Here is a 14,605-nt window from a genome sequence, read left to right as displayed (position 1 = left end):
CGCACTCCCGGGCCGCGGGTGCGGGGTCCGGCCGTCACCGGCGCGGTGCGACTCCTCCGGGCAGTCGCGGGTCCAGCCGGTGTCGGCTCTCCCCGGTGGCGGCAGCGGGAGGCCGAGGGGACATGCGGAGGGCCCGGTCCGCGGACCGGGCCCTCCAAGACGTCCACCTGCCGGGTCAGAACGGCACGCCGCAGCGCAGCACCACGTTCGCGTAGGGCTTGGCCTCGCCGGTGCGCACCACCAGCCGGGCCTGCCGCGTCAGCGCCTTCAGCTCCTCGTGCGGCACCAGTTCCAGCTCCGGGAAGTGCCCCTCCAGCAGTGCGCCGCACTCGGGGTTGGCGTGCCGCACCTCTGCCGCGGCACGCGCGCCCTCCACCTCCAGCTCCGCCAGGAGGCCGGCGAGCACCTCGGAGAAGCCGGGCACCCCGGCGCGGAAGGCCAGGTCCACCACGTCGGGCCCCTCCGGGATGGGGAGGCCGACGTCGCACACCACGACCAGGTCGGTGTGCCCGAGCCGGGCCAGGGCGCCGCTGAGGTGGCGGTTGAGGATTCCGGACTTCTTCATGCCGCGCTCTCCTGGCCGGCGGCCTCGACGTCCGCCGCGCTCGGGTAGGACTCCTGGGCCCCCGGACGGGTCACCGCGAGGGCGCCGACGCGCACCGCGTAGCGCACCGCTTCCACCAGCCCGTCGCCGCGGCCCAGTCGCCAGCCCAGCGCGCCGGTGAAGGCGTCGCCCGCGCCGGTGGTGTCCACGGCCCGCACCCGTGGACTGGGCACCCGGACCGTGCCGGTGCCCTCCGCCTCCTCCGAGCCCGCCGCGGAGCCCACCCCGGGTCCGGCCACCAGCGCGCCCTCGGCGCCCAGCGTGACCACGACACTGCGCGGGCCCAGCGCCAGGAGCGCACCCGCCCACTCCTCGGGATCCGGGCCCGGGGACTGCCCGGGGTCCGCATCCGGCGACTGCCCGCCGGCCAGCAGCAGCCGCGCCTCGTGCTCGTTGAGCACCAGCGGATCGCACAGGGTCAGTACGTCCTGTGGCAGCCGGGCGGGTGGTGAAGGGTTGAGCACCACCCGTGCCCCGTGTTCGGCGGCGGATCGCGCCGCCGCGGCGACCGTCTCCAGGGGGATCTCCAACTGGAGGGAGACGACGGCGGCGGCCTCGAAGAGGTCGCGCGCCGCTGCCACGTCGTCGGGCGTGAGGCGGGCGTTGGCACCGGGGGAGACGACGATGCTGTTGTCGCCGGCCGCGTCCACGGTGATGAGGGCGACGCCGGTCGGAGCGTCCTCGCCCTCGGCGGCACCGCCGGTGCCGCTGCCGTCCACCGTGCCGGGCGCGTTTGCCGCTCCGGTGAGGAGCCCCGCCGGGTCGGCACCCGCCGCCCGCTGCGCCTCGGCCAGCATGCGGCCGTACGCGTCGGCGCCGACGCGGGCGAGCAGGGTGGTGCGGGCGCCGAGCCGGGCGGCTGCCGCCGCCTGGTTCGCGCCCTTGCCGCCCGGGTGGATCACCATGTCCGACCCGAGCACCGTCTCACCGGGGCCCGGTCGGCGCTCGAGGCCGATGACCAGGTCGGCATTGGCGGAACCCACGACCAGCAGGTCGTATCCGTGCATCCGGGGTGCTCCTTCTCGTCCCGCGCGGGTGCGGGTGTCCGCGGCGGGCCGTTCAGCCTGTCGTCCGTCCGGCTCCCGGTCAGGAGAAGCGGGCGACGTTCTTCTTGGTGACGACCTTCACCGGGACCTTGATCTGCTTGTCGACGCTGGAGCCGTCGATGACGCGCATGGCGTTGCGGACCGCCATCTTGCCGAGCTCGGACGGCTGCTGGGCGACGGTCGCGTTGATGGTGCCCTTCTTGATGGCCTTCATCGCGTCACCGGTGCCGTCGAAGCCGACGATCTTGACGGACTTGCCCGCCTTGGAGCCGAGCGCCTTGACCGCGCCGAGCGCCATCTCGTCGTTCTCCGCGAAGACCGCGTCGATCTCCGGGTGCGACTGCATGGCGTTGGTGGTCACGTCCAGGCCCTTGGTGCGCTGGAAGTCCGCGGGCTGCTTGGTGACGACCTTGATGCCCGGGAACTCCTTCAGGCCCTGCTTGAAGCCCTTGCCGCGCTCACGGGATGCGGAGGTGCCGGTCTGGCCCTGGAGCCACAGGACCTGGCCCTTGCCGTCGAGCTGCTCGGCGATCTCCTTGGCGGCCTTCTCGCCGCCCGCCACGTTGTCGGAGGCGACGGTCGTCTTGATGTCGGCCTTGTTGACGCTGCGGTCGGCGGCGATGACCGGGATCTTCGCGTTGTTGGCGGCCTTGACCGAGGGGGCCGCGGCATCCGAGTCGACCGGGTTGATGATGATCGACTTCACCTGCTGGGAGGTGAAGTTCTGGATCTGGTTGGCCTGCTGCGAGGCGTCGTCCGAGGCGTTCTGGACGCTCAGTTCGGCGCCCTGGGCCTTGGCCTCCTCCTCGGCGCCCTTCTTCATCTGGACCATGAAGGGCTGGTTGAGCGCGGATATGGCGAAGCCGATCTTGGGCTTCTCCTTGCCGTCACTCGAGCCACCGCCCGAGCCACAGGCCGTTGCGGTCAGCGCGACTGCCGTGGCCATGACGACGACAGACGTGTTCGTTCTCTTGCTCATTGCTGCATTCCTTGCAGTCGGCAGATGGATGAACTACGCGAGCTCCCCCGTCGCATAAAGATCATGCGCGGCGACGCAGTGTATCGAGGAGCACGGCGAGCGCAATAACTACCCCAATGACGACCTGCTGCCAGAAAGCGGAAACATCGAGCAGGTTGAGTCCATTGCGCAGAACAGCGAGGATAAGGGCCCCGATCAGCGTTCCGGAAGCCTTGCCCACGCCTCCGGCCAGACTGGCACCACCAATGACGACCGCGGCAATCGCGTCCAGTTCGTAACCTTCGGCAGCCGTCGGCTGGGCCGAGGCGAGCCGCGAGGCCAGGACGATCCCGGCGACCGCGGCGAAGGCACCCACCAGGGTGTAGATCACCAGCTTCTGGCGGCGGACCCGGATACCGGACAGGTGCGCGGCCTCCTCGTTGCCGCCGATCGCGTACATCGACCGGCCGCTGTAGGTGCGGTTGAGCACCAGCGCCGCCAGCAGACCCATCAGGATCATCACGATGACCGGTACCGGCAGCCACTCACCGACCGTCTTGCCGATCCAGGAGAGGGAGTCCGGCAGCACCACGGGGCTGCCCTCGGAGACGACCTGGGCCAGGCCGCGCGCCGCCGAGAGCATCGCGAGGGTCGCGATGAACGGGGGCAGCTTGCCGTAGGAGATCAGGACGCCGTTCAGCAGTCCGCAGGCGGTGCCCGCAAGGATCGCCAGCAGTACGCCGAGGAAGACCGGCATGCCCTGGGTGGTGGTGAACCAGCCCAGCATCACCCCGGAGAAGGCGGCCACCGAGCCGACCGACAGGTCGATGCCCCCGGAGACGATGGCGAACGTGACGCCGAAGGCCAGGATCGCGGTCACGGCCGCCTGGACGCCGACGTTGAGCAGGTTCGTCGCGGTGAAGAAGTTGCTGGTCCAGAACGACAGCACCAGCACCAGGACGAGCAGCGCGACCAGCGCGCCGTTGTCCTGCAGTACGCGCCCTGTGTCCTCCACGACGCGACGGGCCGGGTTCGGCCCTCGCTTGCCGCCGGGGCGCTTGTCCAGGCGGTGACCCGGCTGCGTGTCAATGGCCACGGGGAGAGTCCTCCATCTCGCTCGTTCCTGGCGCGGAGGTGCCGACGGCCAGGGCCATGACGGCGTCCTGGGTCGCTTCCCGCGCGGTCAGTTCACCGGCGATCCGGCCCTGGGACATCACCAGGACCCGATCGCTCATGCCCAGCACCTCGGGGAGGTCGCTGGAGATCATCAGCACCGCGTGGCCGGAGGCCGTCAGCTCGTTGACGAGCTGGTAGATCTCGACCTTCGCGCCCACGTCGATGCCGCGGGTCGGTTCATCGAGGATCAGCACGCGGCTGTTGGCGAGCAGCCACTTGCCGATCACGACTTTCTGCTGGTTGCCGCCGGAGAGCGTGCGCACGTGCTGGTCCAGGCCGGCCATCCGCACCCCGAGCCGCTCGGCGATCCGGGACGCCGCCCTGCGCTGCCCCGCCCGGTCCACCAGGCCGCCCCTGCTCGCCTCGCGGAGGGTCACCAGGCCGAGGTTCTCCGAGACCGAGGCGTCCGGCAGCAGGCCCTGCCCCTTGCGGTCCTCGGGGACCAGCCCCAGCCCCGCCGCATGCGAGGCCCACACGTCGCCGCCGGGCAGCCGCTTGCCGGCGACCTCGACGCGGCCGGCGTCGTAGCGGTCGGCGCCGAAGACGGCCCGCACCACCTCGGTGCGGCCCGCGCCGACCAGCCCGGCGATGCCGACGACCTCACCGGCGCGCACCTCGAAGGAGACGTTGTCGAACACGCCCTGCCTGCGCAGCCCTGTCACCCGCAGCAGCGGGGCGGCGGACCCGGCAGCGGCGCCCTGGACCGGTGCGGCCTGCCGCGGGTACTGCTGCTCGATGCTGCGGCCCACCATCAGCCGCACCAGCTCCTCCTGCCCGGCGCCGGCCGGGACCTGGCCGACGCTGCGGCCGTCCCGCAGCACGGTGACCCGGTCGCCGATGGCGGGGATCTCCTCCAGATGGTGGGTGATGAAGACGATGCCCACGCCCTCGGCCCGCAGCCTGCGGACGATGGTGAACAGGCGGTTGACCTCTTCGGCGGTGAGCACGGCGGTCGGCTCGTCCATGATCAGGATCCGGGTGCGCAGGCTGAGCGCCTTGGCGATCTCGACCATCTGCCGGCCGGCGATGCCCAGCTTGCCCACCGGGGTGCGCGGCGAGGCGGTGATCCCGACCCGGTCCAGCAGCACCTTCGCGTCGGCCTCCATCTTCCTGCGGTCCACGAGGCCCAGGCGGCGCGGCTGCCGCCCCAGGAAGATGTTCTCCGCGACGGACAGGTGCGGCACCAGGTTGAACTCCTGATGGATGGTGGCGATGCCGAGCTTCTCCGCGGCCTCCGCGTCGGCGATCCGCACGGTTCTGCCGTCGCAGAGCACCCGCCCCTCGTCCGGGCGGTAGGTGCCGGAGAGCACCTTGATCAGCGTGCTCTTGCCGGCGCCGTTCTCGCCCAGCAGGACGTGCACTTCACCGGCGCGCAGATCGAAGTCGACACCGTCGAGCGCGACCACGCCGGGGAAGGTCTTGCGGATGCCTTCCGTGCGCAGCAGTTCCCGTGCCGGGGGCGGGTCTGGGGTGGTCAACGACGCGTCCTTTCGTCTTCGCCGCAGGAGCGGCGCGCTGTGAGGTGGGCGGAGAGCGTGACGGAACCGGCGCTCCGGCCCTCCACCAGGTCGGTCAGTGCGGCGACCGCGCGGTGGCCCAGTTCCTGGGTGGGTTGGGCGATGGCGGTGATCGGGGGGTCGGTGTGCAGGAACCACGGGATGTCGTCGAAGGCGGCGAGCGACACGTCCTGCGGGACCCGCACCCCGAGGGTGCGGAGCTGCTCCATGACGCCGAGCGCCATCAGGTTGTCGGTCGCGAAGATCGCGTCCGGTGGCTCCGGCAGCGCGAAGAACGCGTCCGTAGCCCGCCGCCCGCTCGCGGTCTGGAAGTCGCCCTGTCCGATGAAGCTCTCGGGCAGCGGCAGGCCGTGCGCGTGCAGTGCCGAACGGAAGGCGTCCACCCGCTCGTTGCTGGTGGTGCTGGCCACGGGTCCGGTGATGATAGCCAGCCGCCGGTGTCCGAGCGCGTACAGATGGGCGACGAGATCGTGAACCGCGGGCCGTCCGTCGGCGCGCACCAGGGGCACGTCCAGTCCTTCGATCCAGCGGTCGACGAAGACCATGGGGATGCCGAGCAGCGCGGCCTCGCGCAGTGCGACGGAGTCGCCGTCGGCGGGGGAGACGAGCAGGCCGTCGATCCGGCGGTCCAGCAGGGTGCGCACGTGGTGGTCCTGGAGCGTGAGCTGTTCGTCGGCGTTGCCGATGATCACGCTGTAGCCCCGGCTGCGGGCCGCGTCCTCGACCGCGCGGGCCAGCTCGGTGAAGAAAGGATTCAGCACGTCGCTGATGACCAGTCCGAGGGTGCGGGTCTGGTCGGTACGCAGCGACCGGGCCAGTGTGTTGGGCCGGTAGCTCAGCTCCGAGACGGCGGACAGCACCCGGGCCCGGGTCTCCTCGCGGACCCCGCTGTGGTCGTTGAGGACGCGCGAGACCGTGGCCACGGAGACGCCCGCGCGGGCTGCGACGTCCTTGATGCCTGCCATTGCCGTGCCGTGTTCCAGAGGTGAGGGACGCCGCGTCGGCGCGGTGTCGGGCGGGGAGAGGGGAAGAGCGGTCGGGGTTCCGGTGGCGGGGAGCCGTGCTGGCCTCCGGTCCGGAACGGTGCGAAGTGCTTCCCGACGCGCACCGGTGTACCAGGAGGCGCCGTGCTGCGCATGGAAACGATTACATCGGTAATGGAAAGTGATGTGCGCATGGTGATGCAAGTTGAGGACATCGACGATGCAGGATCGTGATGATGCGCGTGCAGACGCAACTGCGGTGGCCGTGCGGACAGTTCCGGAAGGGGTCGCGGAGTTGTCCACAGGGTCGCCCCGGTGTCGGTCCGCGAGGCTACCGTCGGTGACATGACGTTCCAGCCTGCGGTGCTCGAAGGGGTACTAGAGCGCATCACCTACGCCAATGAGGACAACGGGTACACCGTGGCCCGGGTCGACACCGGCCGCGGCGCCGGCGAACTGCTGACGGTCGTGGGTGCGTTGCTCGGCGCCCAGGCGGGGGAGTCGCTGCGCATGGAAGGCCGCTGGGGTTCCCACCCGCAGTACGGACGCCAGTTCCATGTGGACAACTACGTCACGGTGCTCCCGGCCACCGTCCAGGGCATCCGGCGCTATCTGGGCTCGGGCCTGGTCAAGGGCGTCGGGCCGCGCATCGCGGACCGGATCGTCAGCCACTTCGGCGTCGACACGCTGGAGGTCATCGAGGCCGACGCGGGCAGGCTCATCGAGGTGCCCGGTCTCGGCCCCAAGCGCACCGGACTGATCGCCGCGGCCTGGGAGGAGCAGAAGGCGATCAAGGAGGTGATGGTCTTCCTCCAGGGTGTGGGCGTCTCGACCTCCATCGCGGTGCGCATCTACAAGCAGTACGGCGACGCGTCCATCTCCGTGGTGCGTGGCAACCCCTACCGGCTGGCGGCCGACGTGTGGGGCATCGGCTTCCTGACCGCCGACCGCATCGCGCAGGCGGTCGGCATCCCGCACGACAGTCCCGAACGGGTCAAGGCGGGGCTGCGGCACGCCCTTTCGCAATCCTCCGACCAGGGCCACTGCTATCTGCCCGAGGAGCGGCTCATCGCCGAGGCGGTCAAGCTCCTCCAGGTGGACACGGGCCTGGTCATCGACTGCCTCGGCGCACTCGCGGGGGACGAGGAGGGCGGGGTCGTCCGCGAACCGGTGCCCGACCCGGAGCAGCAGGAGCACAGCCTGACCGCCGTCTACCTCGTCCCCTTCCAGCGCGCCGAGGTGGCCCTGGCGGCGCAGCTCAAGCGGCTGGCCCGCACCCCCGAGGACCGGCTGCCGTGGTTCCAGGACGTCGACTGGGAGGCGGCCCTGGGCTGGCTGGCCCGGCGCACCGGCGCCCGGCTGGCACCCGAACAGGAGGAGGCGGTGCGGCTCGCGCTCACCAGCCGGGTCGCGGTGCTGACCGGGGGGCCGGGGTGCGGCAAGTCCTTCACGGTGCGCTCGGTGGTCGAGCTGGCCCGTGCCAAGGAGGCCCGGGTGGTGCTCGCCGCGCCCACCGGCCGGGCCGCCAAACGGCTGGCCGAGCTGACCGGCGCCGAAGCGTCCACGGTCCACCGGCTGCTGGAGCTGAAGCCCGGCGGGGACGCGGCCTACGACCGGGACCGCCCGCTGGAGGCCGACCTCGTGGTGGTCGACGAGGCGTCCATGCTCGATCTGCTGCTCGCCAACAAACTGATCAAGGCCGTCCCGCCGGGTGCGCATCTGCTGCTCGTCGGGGATGTGGACCAGCTCCCCTCGGTGGGCGCCGGTGAGGTGCTGCGCGACCTGCTGGCCGAGGGCGGTCCGGTCCCGGCGGTGCGGCTGCGCCGGATCTTCCGCCAGGCCCAGCAGTCCGGTGTGGTGACCAACGCGCACCGCATCAACTCCGGCACTCCTCCGCTCACCCGGGGTCTGGCGGATTTCTTCTTCTTCGTGGAGGAGGACACCGAGGCCGCCGGGCTGCTGACGGTGGACGTGGCGGCCCGGCGCGTCCCGGCGAAGTTCGGGCTGGACCCGCGCCGCGATGTGCAGGTGCTCGCCCCCATGCACCGCGGCCCGGCCGGCGCCGGGGCGCTGAACGGCCTGCTCCAGCAGGCCGTCACCCCGGCCCGGCCCGACCTGCCGGAGAAGCGGTTCGGGGGGCGGGTCTTCCGGGTGGGCGACAAGGTCACCCAGATCCGCAACAACTACGAGAAGGGTGCGAACGGCGTCTTCAACGGCACCATCGGGGTGGTCACCGCGCTGCACCCGGACGACCACCGGCTCACCGTGCTGACGGACGAGGACGAGGAGGTCGGGTACGACTTCGACGAGCTGGACGAGCTGTCCCACGCCTATGCGATGACCATCCACCGCTCGCAGGGCAGTGAGTACCCGGCGGTAGTGATCCCGGTCACCACGGGTGCCTGGATGATGCTCCAGCGGAATCTGCTCTACACGGCCGTGACGAGAGCCAAGCGGCTGGTGGTGCTGGTGGGGTCCCGCAGAGCCCTCGGACAGGCCGTCCGCACCGCCTCGGCGGGGCGCCGGTGCACGGCGCTCGACCACCGGCTGCGCGCCTCCGCGCCGGTTCCGGGAGGCGGGATGGGCGCCGGGGGGTGACCATGACGGCCAAGAGGGTGCACCATGTCCAGATGGACGGCACTCCGTGCCACCATGGAGCCCTCTGGCTGACCCCCAGTGCACCGCACAGCGCTGGATAAGGGAGAGTGGAAAGAGTCAGGGCACCTCGAAGAAGAGGCACTACGTCGGTGAGGGATGACGTGAGCGAACACCGCGACAGCGAGAACTCCGTAGTACTCCGCTACGGGGACGGCGAGTACAGCTACCCGGTCGTCGACAGCACGGTGGGCGACCGTGGCTTCGACATCGGCAAGCTGCGCGCCCAGACCGGTCTGGTGACCCTGGACTCGGGATACGGCAACACCGCCGCCTACAAATCGGGCATCACCTTCCTCGACGGTGAGCAGGGCATCCTGCGCTACCGCGGCTATCCGATCGAGCAGCTCGCCGAGCGCGGCACCTTCCTGGAGACGGCCTACCTGCTCATCAACGGTGAGCTGCCCACCGTCGACGAGTTGAGCGCGTTCAAGAACGAGATCACGCAGCACACCCTGCTGCACGAGGACGTCAAGCGGTTCTACGACGGCTTCCCGCGCGACGCGCACCCGATGGCGATGCTCTCCTCGGTGGTCAGCGCGCTGTCGACGTTCTACCAGGACAGCCACAACCCCTTCGACGAGGAGCAGCGGCACCTCTCGACCATAAGGCTGCTGGCGAAGCTGCCCACGATCGCCGCCTACGCGTACAAGAAGGCCATCGGCCACCCGGTCGTCTACCCGAGCAACGACCTCGGCTATGTCGAGAACTTCCTGCGGATGACCTTCTCGGTCCCGGCGCAGGAGTACGCACTGGACCCGGTCGTGGTCAACGCCCTGGACAAGCTGCTGATCCTGCACGCGGACCACGAGCAGAACTGCTCGACCTCCACCGTGCGCCTGGTCGGCTCCTCGCAGGCGAACATGTTCGCCTCGGTCTCGGCCGGTATCAACGCCCTCTGGGGTCCGCTGCACGGCGGCGCCAACCAGAGTGTGCTGGAGATGCTCCAGGGCATCCAGGCCTCGGGCGGCGACGTCGACACCTTCATCCGCAAGGTGAAGAACAAGGAAGACGGCGTCAAGCTCATGGGCTTCGGCCACCGCGTCTACAAGAACTTCGACCCCCGGGCGAAGATCATCAAGTCGGCCGCCCACGATGTGCTCTCGGCGCTGGGCAAGAGCGATGAGCTGCTGGACATCGCGCTCCGCCTGGAGGAGCACGCGCTCTCCGACGACTACTTCGTCGAGCGCAAGCTCTACCCGAACGTGGACTTCTACACCGGCCTGATCTACCGCGCCATGGGCTTCCCGACCAGCATGTTCACGGTGCTGTTCGCGCTCGGCCGGCTGCCGGGCTGGATCGCCCAGTGGCACGAGATGATCAAGGAGCCGAACTCGCGGATCGGCCGACCGCGGCAGATCTACACCGGCATCGTCGAGCGCGAGTACGTTCCGGTCGAGGCGCGCTGAGCCGCGGAGGCGTACACATCCGGCTCCTGACACCGGCACAAACGGAAGGTCCCCATCCGAACGGATGGGGACCTTCCGTTTGTGCGGATTGACGAAGAGACGTAGGTCACAGAAATTAGGGGGTAACCATAAGCGGGGCTCGTAGGTCTAACCGGGTGGCGTCGGCCTCCCGGCGGAGCCTTCGCCACTGCTTCACATCTGTCTTGGGGGACGGATGGGGAGTGAAGAAACGGTGAACGTGCGCGGGGAGCTTGAGCGGCCCTCCCGCAGCACGGACACCCAGAGGCGCCCGGCCAGGATCCCGTGGGGGGAATCCATGACCGGGAATCGGAAGCGCCCCGTCGACGGGCCCGTGGGGGGACCTGGTCGGCGGGGCGCTTTCTGCCGTTCGGGGTGCCGGGCTGTCTGACGGCCGTACTGCGCCGGGCGCGGTGCGGGTCGATACTGGAGACAGGCCGATGCCCGCGAGCCGGTGCCCGGCCGGTGTCAGGCCCGGCCCACCAGCTCGTACCCGGCCTCGTCGACGGCGTCGCGCACGGCGGTGTCGTCCAGCTCGCCGGAGGAGGTGACGGCGACCTCGCCGGAGGCGGCCACGGCCTGCACTGCCGAGACGCCCTCGATCCGGGAGATCTCCTCGGAGACCGCGCCCTCGCAGTGGCCGCAGGTCATTCCGGAAACCTTGTAGGTGGTCGTGACGCTGCTCATGACCCGCTCCTCAACTCTCGGTACGCATTTCTCCGCGGGAACCCGGCGCGGGCTCCCGGTGCGGGCAGCGTCGGAGGGTCGGCCCTCCCGGCGGTGTCCGCGGAACAGACGATATACCCCCGCAGGGTATCCACCAAAGCGTGCTCCCGGAGCCGCTCCGGCCCCCGGCCCCCAGTGGCCCCGGGCCGGCAGTGGCGTGCGTGCGGGCTCTCGGAGCCGTCGGCCGCCGCGTCCGGCAGGGGCACGCCCGCCGTGGGTGCTCGGTGGAAGGCAGGTGGTCGGCATGGACGGCGCGCTGCTGATGACGCTCGCCGTGGTGGGGCTGACGACCCTGCCGCCGCTGGTGCCCAACTCCGCGCTGATCGCGGCGGCCGGGGCGCTGGCGGCGACGGGCCGGATCCCGCTGCCGCTGGTGCTGCTGACCGTGGCGGGCAGCGCCCTGGCCGGGGACGCGCTGATGTACGGGCTCGGGCGGCGCACCGGGGCGCGGCTTCGCCGTCGGCTCTCCCGTGGCCGCCGCCGGGCCGCGCTGGAGTGGACCCAGGAGCGCGTCGGCCGGTACGGGGTGCCGTTCGTGATCGCCGTCCGCTTCCTGCCCAGCGGACGGGTCGTCGGCGGGCTGGCCACCGGAGCGGTCGGCTATCCGGTACGCCGCTTCCTGCTCGGCTCCGGCCTGGCGGAACTGCTCTGGGCGGTCTACTCGGTCGGAGTCGGCTACTGGGGCGGACGGGCGCTCGCCGGGACGCTGTCCGGTGCGCTGATCGGAATCGGCGCCTCGGCGGTGCTGGCCGCAGCCGCCGGGGCGGTGCAGCGGCTGCTCCGGCGGCGGGCACCCGCCCGGCCGGGGCCGCACCGGCCCGAGCTCCCGTCGGGTCCGCCCCGGCCGCCCTCCCGATTCGGTCGGCCGCCGCTGCCGCTGCTGTCGCCGCCTTCCCGGTTCGGTGGGTTGCCGGCGCCGCCCCCGTCCGGTGGGCTGCCGGTGCTCTCCTGGTCCGGTGGGCGGCCGCCGTTGCCGTCGCCGTCGTCCGGTCGGTTGTCCGTGCTCTCGCGGTCCGGTCGGTTGTCGCCGCCCGCCCCGCCCGATCCGTTGCCCGCCGTGCCCGAGCCGGCCCCAGGGCAGGGTTGTCTGTCCGCAGCCAACCCTGCCGATCCCGGCTTCAGGGAACATCGGTACAGCCGTTGGCGCTGACAATGATCATGCTCTGATCGGCGCGAGCGTGCTGACGCGGTCCCGTGCGCGCGACGGGCTTTGCGCTGGGCCGGAACAGCCGGGACGCCCTGGCCGCCGTCGGGCGGCTGACAGCGGGCAAGGAGCTGATGGTGCACGGCGGGGACGGCGCTGACGTGCAGGGTGTACCCCCGGCCGCGCCGTACGGTCGTCCCCTCGTCGGGCGCGGCCCGCCCGGCAGGCTCCAGGTCGGCTGAGTGGAGGCGTCGCGAATGCCGAGCATTGCGCGCCGGCGTCAACGTTCCGGCTTCGGGTCAGGCCGGCGATCCGGGGTGTATCTGGCGAGCATGGTCTGGACGGCCTGTTCGACGGCGTCATGGATGTCGGAGGCGGCGGGGTTCCAGTCGGTCAGCAGCATGCGGGGCCACAGGACGTAGTTGGCGATCATGCCGAGGAACTGGTTTGCGGCGCTCACCGCGTCCGGCACATCGGCGTTGCCCGCCTCGTGCTCGGATTCCAGGTAGTGCTGAACGGAGGTGAAGTAGGGCAGTTTGCCGAGCTCGAACTGCATCCGTCCCAGTTCGGGGAAACGAGGCAGTTCGGCGATGACGATCCGGAACAGGGCTGTCATGCCGGGCTGGCCGACCAGGTCGGCATAGCGGTTGCCGATGGTTGTCAGCCCGGAGCGCAGATCTCCGGGCTGTGGCTGCGCGGCGGTATCGCCGGCGTCCCGCTGCCAGGACTCGGTGACGATGGCCTCGAAGAGGGCCGCTTTGGTGGGGAACCGCTTGAACAGGGTGGACTTCGAGACCCCGGCCGCTTCGGCGATCCGGGCCAGTGAGGTGCCGTCGTAGCCGCGGTCCAGGAACAGCTCTGTGGCCGCGGTGGTGATCGCCTCGCGTTTCTGCTGAGCGAGTCTGCGGTGGTGTGCGGAGAGTTCTGCTGCCATGGGGACAGTATGCCGCAGACCCGAGGCGAGTCACTTGACTCGCCTCAATGGTCCTGCTTATGGTGCGAGAGAAAGGTGAGTCGAGTGACTCGTATCCTATCTGTGGCGCTCGGATGAATGCCGGTAGCCGTGCGGTGGAGGAACAGTTCATGACGATCAACAAGATCGCTTTGGTCACCGGTGCGAATCGCGGCATCGGACGTGGCGCGGCCATCGCTCTGGCCACATGCGGGGTGCGGGTCCTGGTCACCCACCGCGGTGATGCGGCCGGGGCCGAGAAGACGGTGGAACAGGTGCAGGCGGTGGGTGGGACTGCCGCTGTTCTCCGGCTCGACATCAGCGACGTCTCCGCTTTCGCGTCCTTCGTCTCCGAACTGAGCGAGCAGTTGGAGCGCTGGGATGCTTCGCGGCTCGACATCTTGGTCAACAATGCGGGAGTGGGGCTCTTCGGGACGCTGGAGGACGTCACGGTCGACGACTTCGACACGGTGATGGGCACCAACGTCCGGGGCACGTTCTTCCTCATCCAGTCACTTGTGCCGCTGCTGGCCCAAGGCGGCCGCGTCATCAACGTCTCGACGTCACTGACCCGCCACACCAGCCCCGCCACCTCGGTCTACTCCGCCTCGAAGGCCGCCGTCGAAGCCTTGAGCCGCACCCTCGCCGCGGAACTCGGCCCGCGCGGAATCCGGGTCAACTCCATCGCCCCGGGGCCGACCGCCACCGATTTCAACGGTGGTGCGATGCGGGACGACACCGAGATGCGCCAGGGTCTGGCCGGACAGACCGCGCTCGGCCGCGTCGGCGAACCTGAGGAGATCGGCGACGCCATCGCCACGCTGGCCTCCGAGGGCCTGCGCTGGGTCACCGCCCAGCGCCTTGAGGTCTCCGGCGGCGCCCTCCTCTGAGCGGCCAGGCGACGGCCTGCAGCGGCGCAGGCAGCGACAGCCCCGGCTCACTCCCAGCCGTGCCGGGTGGCTCCGGGTCCGCTGCCGTCGCGTCCGGCACAGGTGGCCGGGCCCCGGACGTCGGCCGGGGCGGCACCTGTGGTGCCGCCCCGGAGTGCTGGTGCTCCGGCCGGTGCTCCGGGCGCCGTGCCCGAAGTGGCGGCCGGAGCCGCGTCAGTGGCCGCCGCGGTGCCCCGGCCTGCGGGTCACCCAGTCGCGGACGGTGTCCGCGTACCAGTACGGCTTGCCTCCTTCCACGAGGTCGGGTGGCGGTAGCAGGCCGTGTTTCCGGTAGGAGCGCACGGTGTCCGGTCGCACGCTGATGTGCGCGGCGATCTCCTTGTACGACCAGAGGGTTCGGTCGGCCATCTCTCGCACCTCCCAGGGTGACTGGTGATCACTCGGCCTGTGCCTGGTGAACGACGGAGAGTGACCCTGGGCCGGGCGCTGTGCGGCGCTGTGACACCGAACCCGTGAAACGGTGACAT

At 70.7% G+C, this 14,605-nt stretch carries 12 protein-coding genes and 1 pseudogene; 5 read left to right on the top strand and 8 right to left on the bottom strand.

Annotation, left to right across the window (positions count from 1 at the left end):
* Window positions 1–175: 175 nt before the first annotated feature.
* The 5 genes and pseudogenes from rbsD to ACFYMO_RS09800 all read right to left on the bottom strand — a co-directional run bounded on the left by rbsD (window position 176) and on the right by ACFYMO_RS09800 (window position 6,266).
* Window positions 176–565, bottom strand: a complete 390-nt coding sequence (gene rbsD, locus ACFYMO_RS09820) for a D-ribose pyranase (RefSeq protein WP_388545430.1) — start codon at window positions 563–565, stop codon at window positions 176–178.
* Window positions 562–1,611: a ribokinase gene (locus ACFYMO_RS09815; protein ID WP_388545428.1), complete on the bottom strand. Its 1,050-nt coding sequence runs from the start codon at window positions 1,609–1,611 to the stop codon at window positions 562–564. Before ACFYMO_RS09815 ends, rbsD begins: the two co-directional genes overlap by 4 nt.
* Window positions 1,612–1,690: 79 nt before the next feature.
* A pseudogene (locus ACFYMO_RS09810) lies at window positions 1,691–3,623 on the bottom strand (substrate-binding domain-containing protein).
* Between the two features lie 70 nt (window positions 3,624–3,693).
* Window positions 3,694–5,262 (bottom strand): sugar ABC transporter ATP-binding protein, encoded by a 1,569-nt coding sequence (locus ACFYMO_RS09805; RefSeq protein ID WP_366769779.1) that lies wholly within the window; start codon window positions 5,260–5,262, stop codon window positions 3,694–3,696.
* Window positions 5,259–6,266: a LacI family DNA-binding transcriptional regulator gene (locus ACFYMO_RS09800; protein WP_366769780.1), complete on the bottom strand. Its 1,008-nt coding sequence runs from the start codon at window positions 6,264–6,266 to the stop codon at window positions 5,259–5,261. The genes ACFYMO_RS09805 and ACFYMO_RS09800 overlap by 4 nt, the downstream gene beginning before the upstream one ends.
* A 363-nt stretch (window positions 6,267–6,629) precedes the next feature.
* On the opposite strand from ACFYMO_RS09800, the gene ACFYMO_RS09795 reads away from it, so the two are divergent.
* Together ACFYMO_RS09795 and ACFYMO_RS09790 are read left to right on the top strand one after the other, a co-directional pair.
* Window positions 6,630–8,882 (top strand): ATP-dependent RecD-like DNA helicase, encoded by a 2,253-nt coding sequence (locus tag ACFYMO_RS09795; protein ID WP_366769781.1) that lies wholly within the window; start codon window positions 6,630–6,632, stop codon window positions 8,880–8,882.
* Between the two features lie 149 nt (window positions 8,883–9,031).
* The gene (locus ACFYMO_RS09790) at window positions 9,032–10,348 is read left to right on the top strand and encodes a citrate synthase (protein WP_366769782.1); all 1,317 of its coding nucleotides are present in this window, start codon (window positions 9,032–9,034) and stop codon (window positions 10,346–10,348) included.
* A 486-nt stretch (window positions 10,349–10,834) separates the two neighbouring features.
* Here the strand turns inward: ACFYMO_RS09790 and ACFYMO_RS09785 are convergent, their stop codons facing one another.
* Window positions 10,835–11,053 (bottom strand): heavy-metal-associated domain-containing protein, encoded by a 219-nt coding sequence (locus tag ACFYMO_RS09785; RefSeq protein WP_019357117.1) that lies wholly within the window; start codon window positions 11,051–11,053, stop codon window positions 10,835–10,837.
* 283 nt (window positions 11,054–11,336) lie between these two features.
* Between ACFYMO_RS09785 and ACFYMO_RS09780 the strand changes: the two genes are divergently transcribed.
* Window positions 11,337–12,242 carry a VTT domain-containing protein gene (locus tag ACFYMO_RS09780; RefSeq protein ID WP_366769783.1) on the top strand — a complete coding sequence of 302 codons (906 nt, stop codon included), beginning with the start codon at window positions 11,337–11,339 and terminating at the stop codon, window positions 12,240–12,242.
* A gap of 44 nt (window positions 12,243–12,286) precedes the next feature.
* On the top strand, window positions 12,287–12,478 hold the full coding sequence (locus tag ACFYMO_RS09775) for a hypothetical protein (RefSeq protein WP_366769784.1): 192 nt from the start codon (window positions 12,287–12,289) through the stop codon (window positions 12,476–12,478).
* A gap of 38 nt (window positions 12,479–12,516) precedes the next feature.
* Here ACFYMO_RS09775 and ACFYMO_RS09770 read toward each other — a convergent pair whose 3' ends face one another.
* The gene (locus ACFYMO_RS09770) at window positions 12,517–13,170 is read right to left on the bottom strand and encodes a TetR/AcrR family transcriptional regulator (RefSeq protein WP_366769785.1); all 654 of its coding nucleotides are present in this window, start codon (window positions 13,168–13,170) and stop codon (window positions 12,517–12,519) included.
* Window positions 13,171–13,319: 149 nt separating this feature from the next.
* Here ACFYMO_RS09770 and ACFYMO_RS09765 point away from each other — a divergent pair, with 149 nt between their 5' ends.
* A complete protein-coding gene (locus tag ACFYMO_RS09765) occupies window positions 13,320–14,078 on the top strand; it encodes an SDR family oxidoreductase (protein ID WP_366769786.1) in 759 nt (252 codons plus the stop codon).
* 213 nt (window positions 14,079–14,291) lie between these two features.
* Here ACFYMO_RS09765 and ACFYMO_RS09760 read toward each other — a convergent pair whose 3' ends face one another.
* Complete coding sequence (locus ACFYMO_RS09760) at window positions 14,292–14,486, bottom strand: AlpA family transcriptional regulator (protein ID WP_070033377.1); 195 nt, start codon at window positions 14,484–14,486, stop codon at window positions 14,292–14,294.
* Window positions 14,487–14,605: the final 119 nt, after the last annotated feature.

The organism is Streptomyces sp. NPDC007025, assembly GCF_042869455.1.
GTDB lineage: Bacteria > Actinomycetota > Actinomycetes > Streptomycetales > Streptomycetaceae > Streptomyces.
Note: the sequence above shows the minus strand (reverse complement) of the source record. Positions and strands in the feature narration are given on the sequence as shown.

Coding starts and splice junctions, on each gene's coding strand:
- ACFYMO_RS09760 (WP_070033377.1), bottom strand. CDS start 14,486: ATGGCCGACCGAACCCTCTGGTCGTACAAGGAGATCGCCGCGCACATC.
- ACFYMO_RS09815 (WP_388545428.1), bottom strand. CDS start 1,611: ATGCACGGATACGACCTGCTGGTCGTGGGTTCCGCCAATGCCGACCTG.
- ACFYMO_RS09795 (WP_366769781.1), top strand. CDS start 6,630: ATGACGTTCCAGCCTGCGGTGCTCGAAGGGGTACTAGAGCGCATCACC.
- ACFYMO_RS09765 (WP_366769786.1), top strand. CDS start 13,320: ATGACGATCAACAAGATCGCTTTGGTCACCGGTGCGAATCGCGGCATC.
- ACFYMO_RS09780 (WP_366769783.1), top strand. CDS start 11,337: ATGGACGGCGCGCTGCTGATGACGCTCGCCGTGGTGGGGCTGACGACC.
- ACFYMO_RS09800 (WP_366769780.1), bottom strand. CDS start 6,266: ATGGCAGGCATCAAGGACGTCGCAGCCCGCGCGGGCGTCTCCGTGGCC.
- ACFYMO_RS09770 (WP_366769785.1), bottom strand. CDS start 13,170: ATGGCAGCAGAACTCTCCGCACACCACCGCAGACTCGCTCAGCAGAAA.
- ACFYMO_RS09785 (WP_019357117.1), bottom strand. CDS start 11,053: ATGAGCAGCGTCACGACCACCTACAAGGTTTCCGGAATGACCTGCGGC.
- rbsD (WP_388545430.1), bottom strand. CDS start 565: ATGAAGAAGTCCGGAATCCTCAACCGCCACCTCAGCGGCGCCCTGGCC.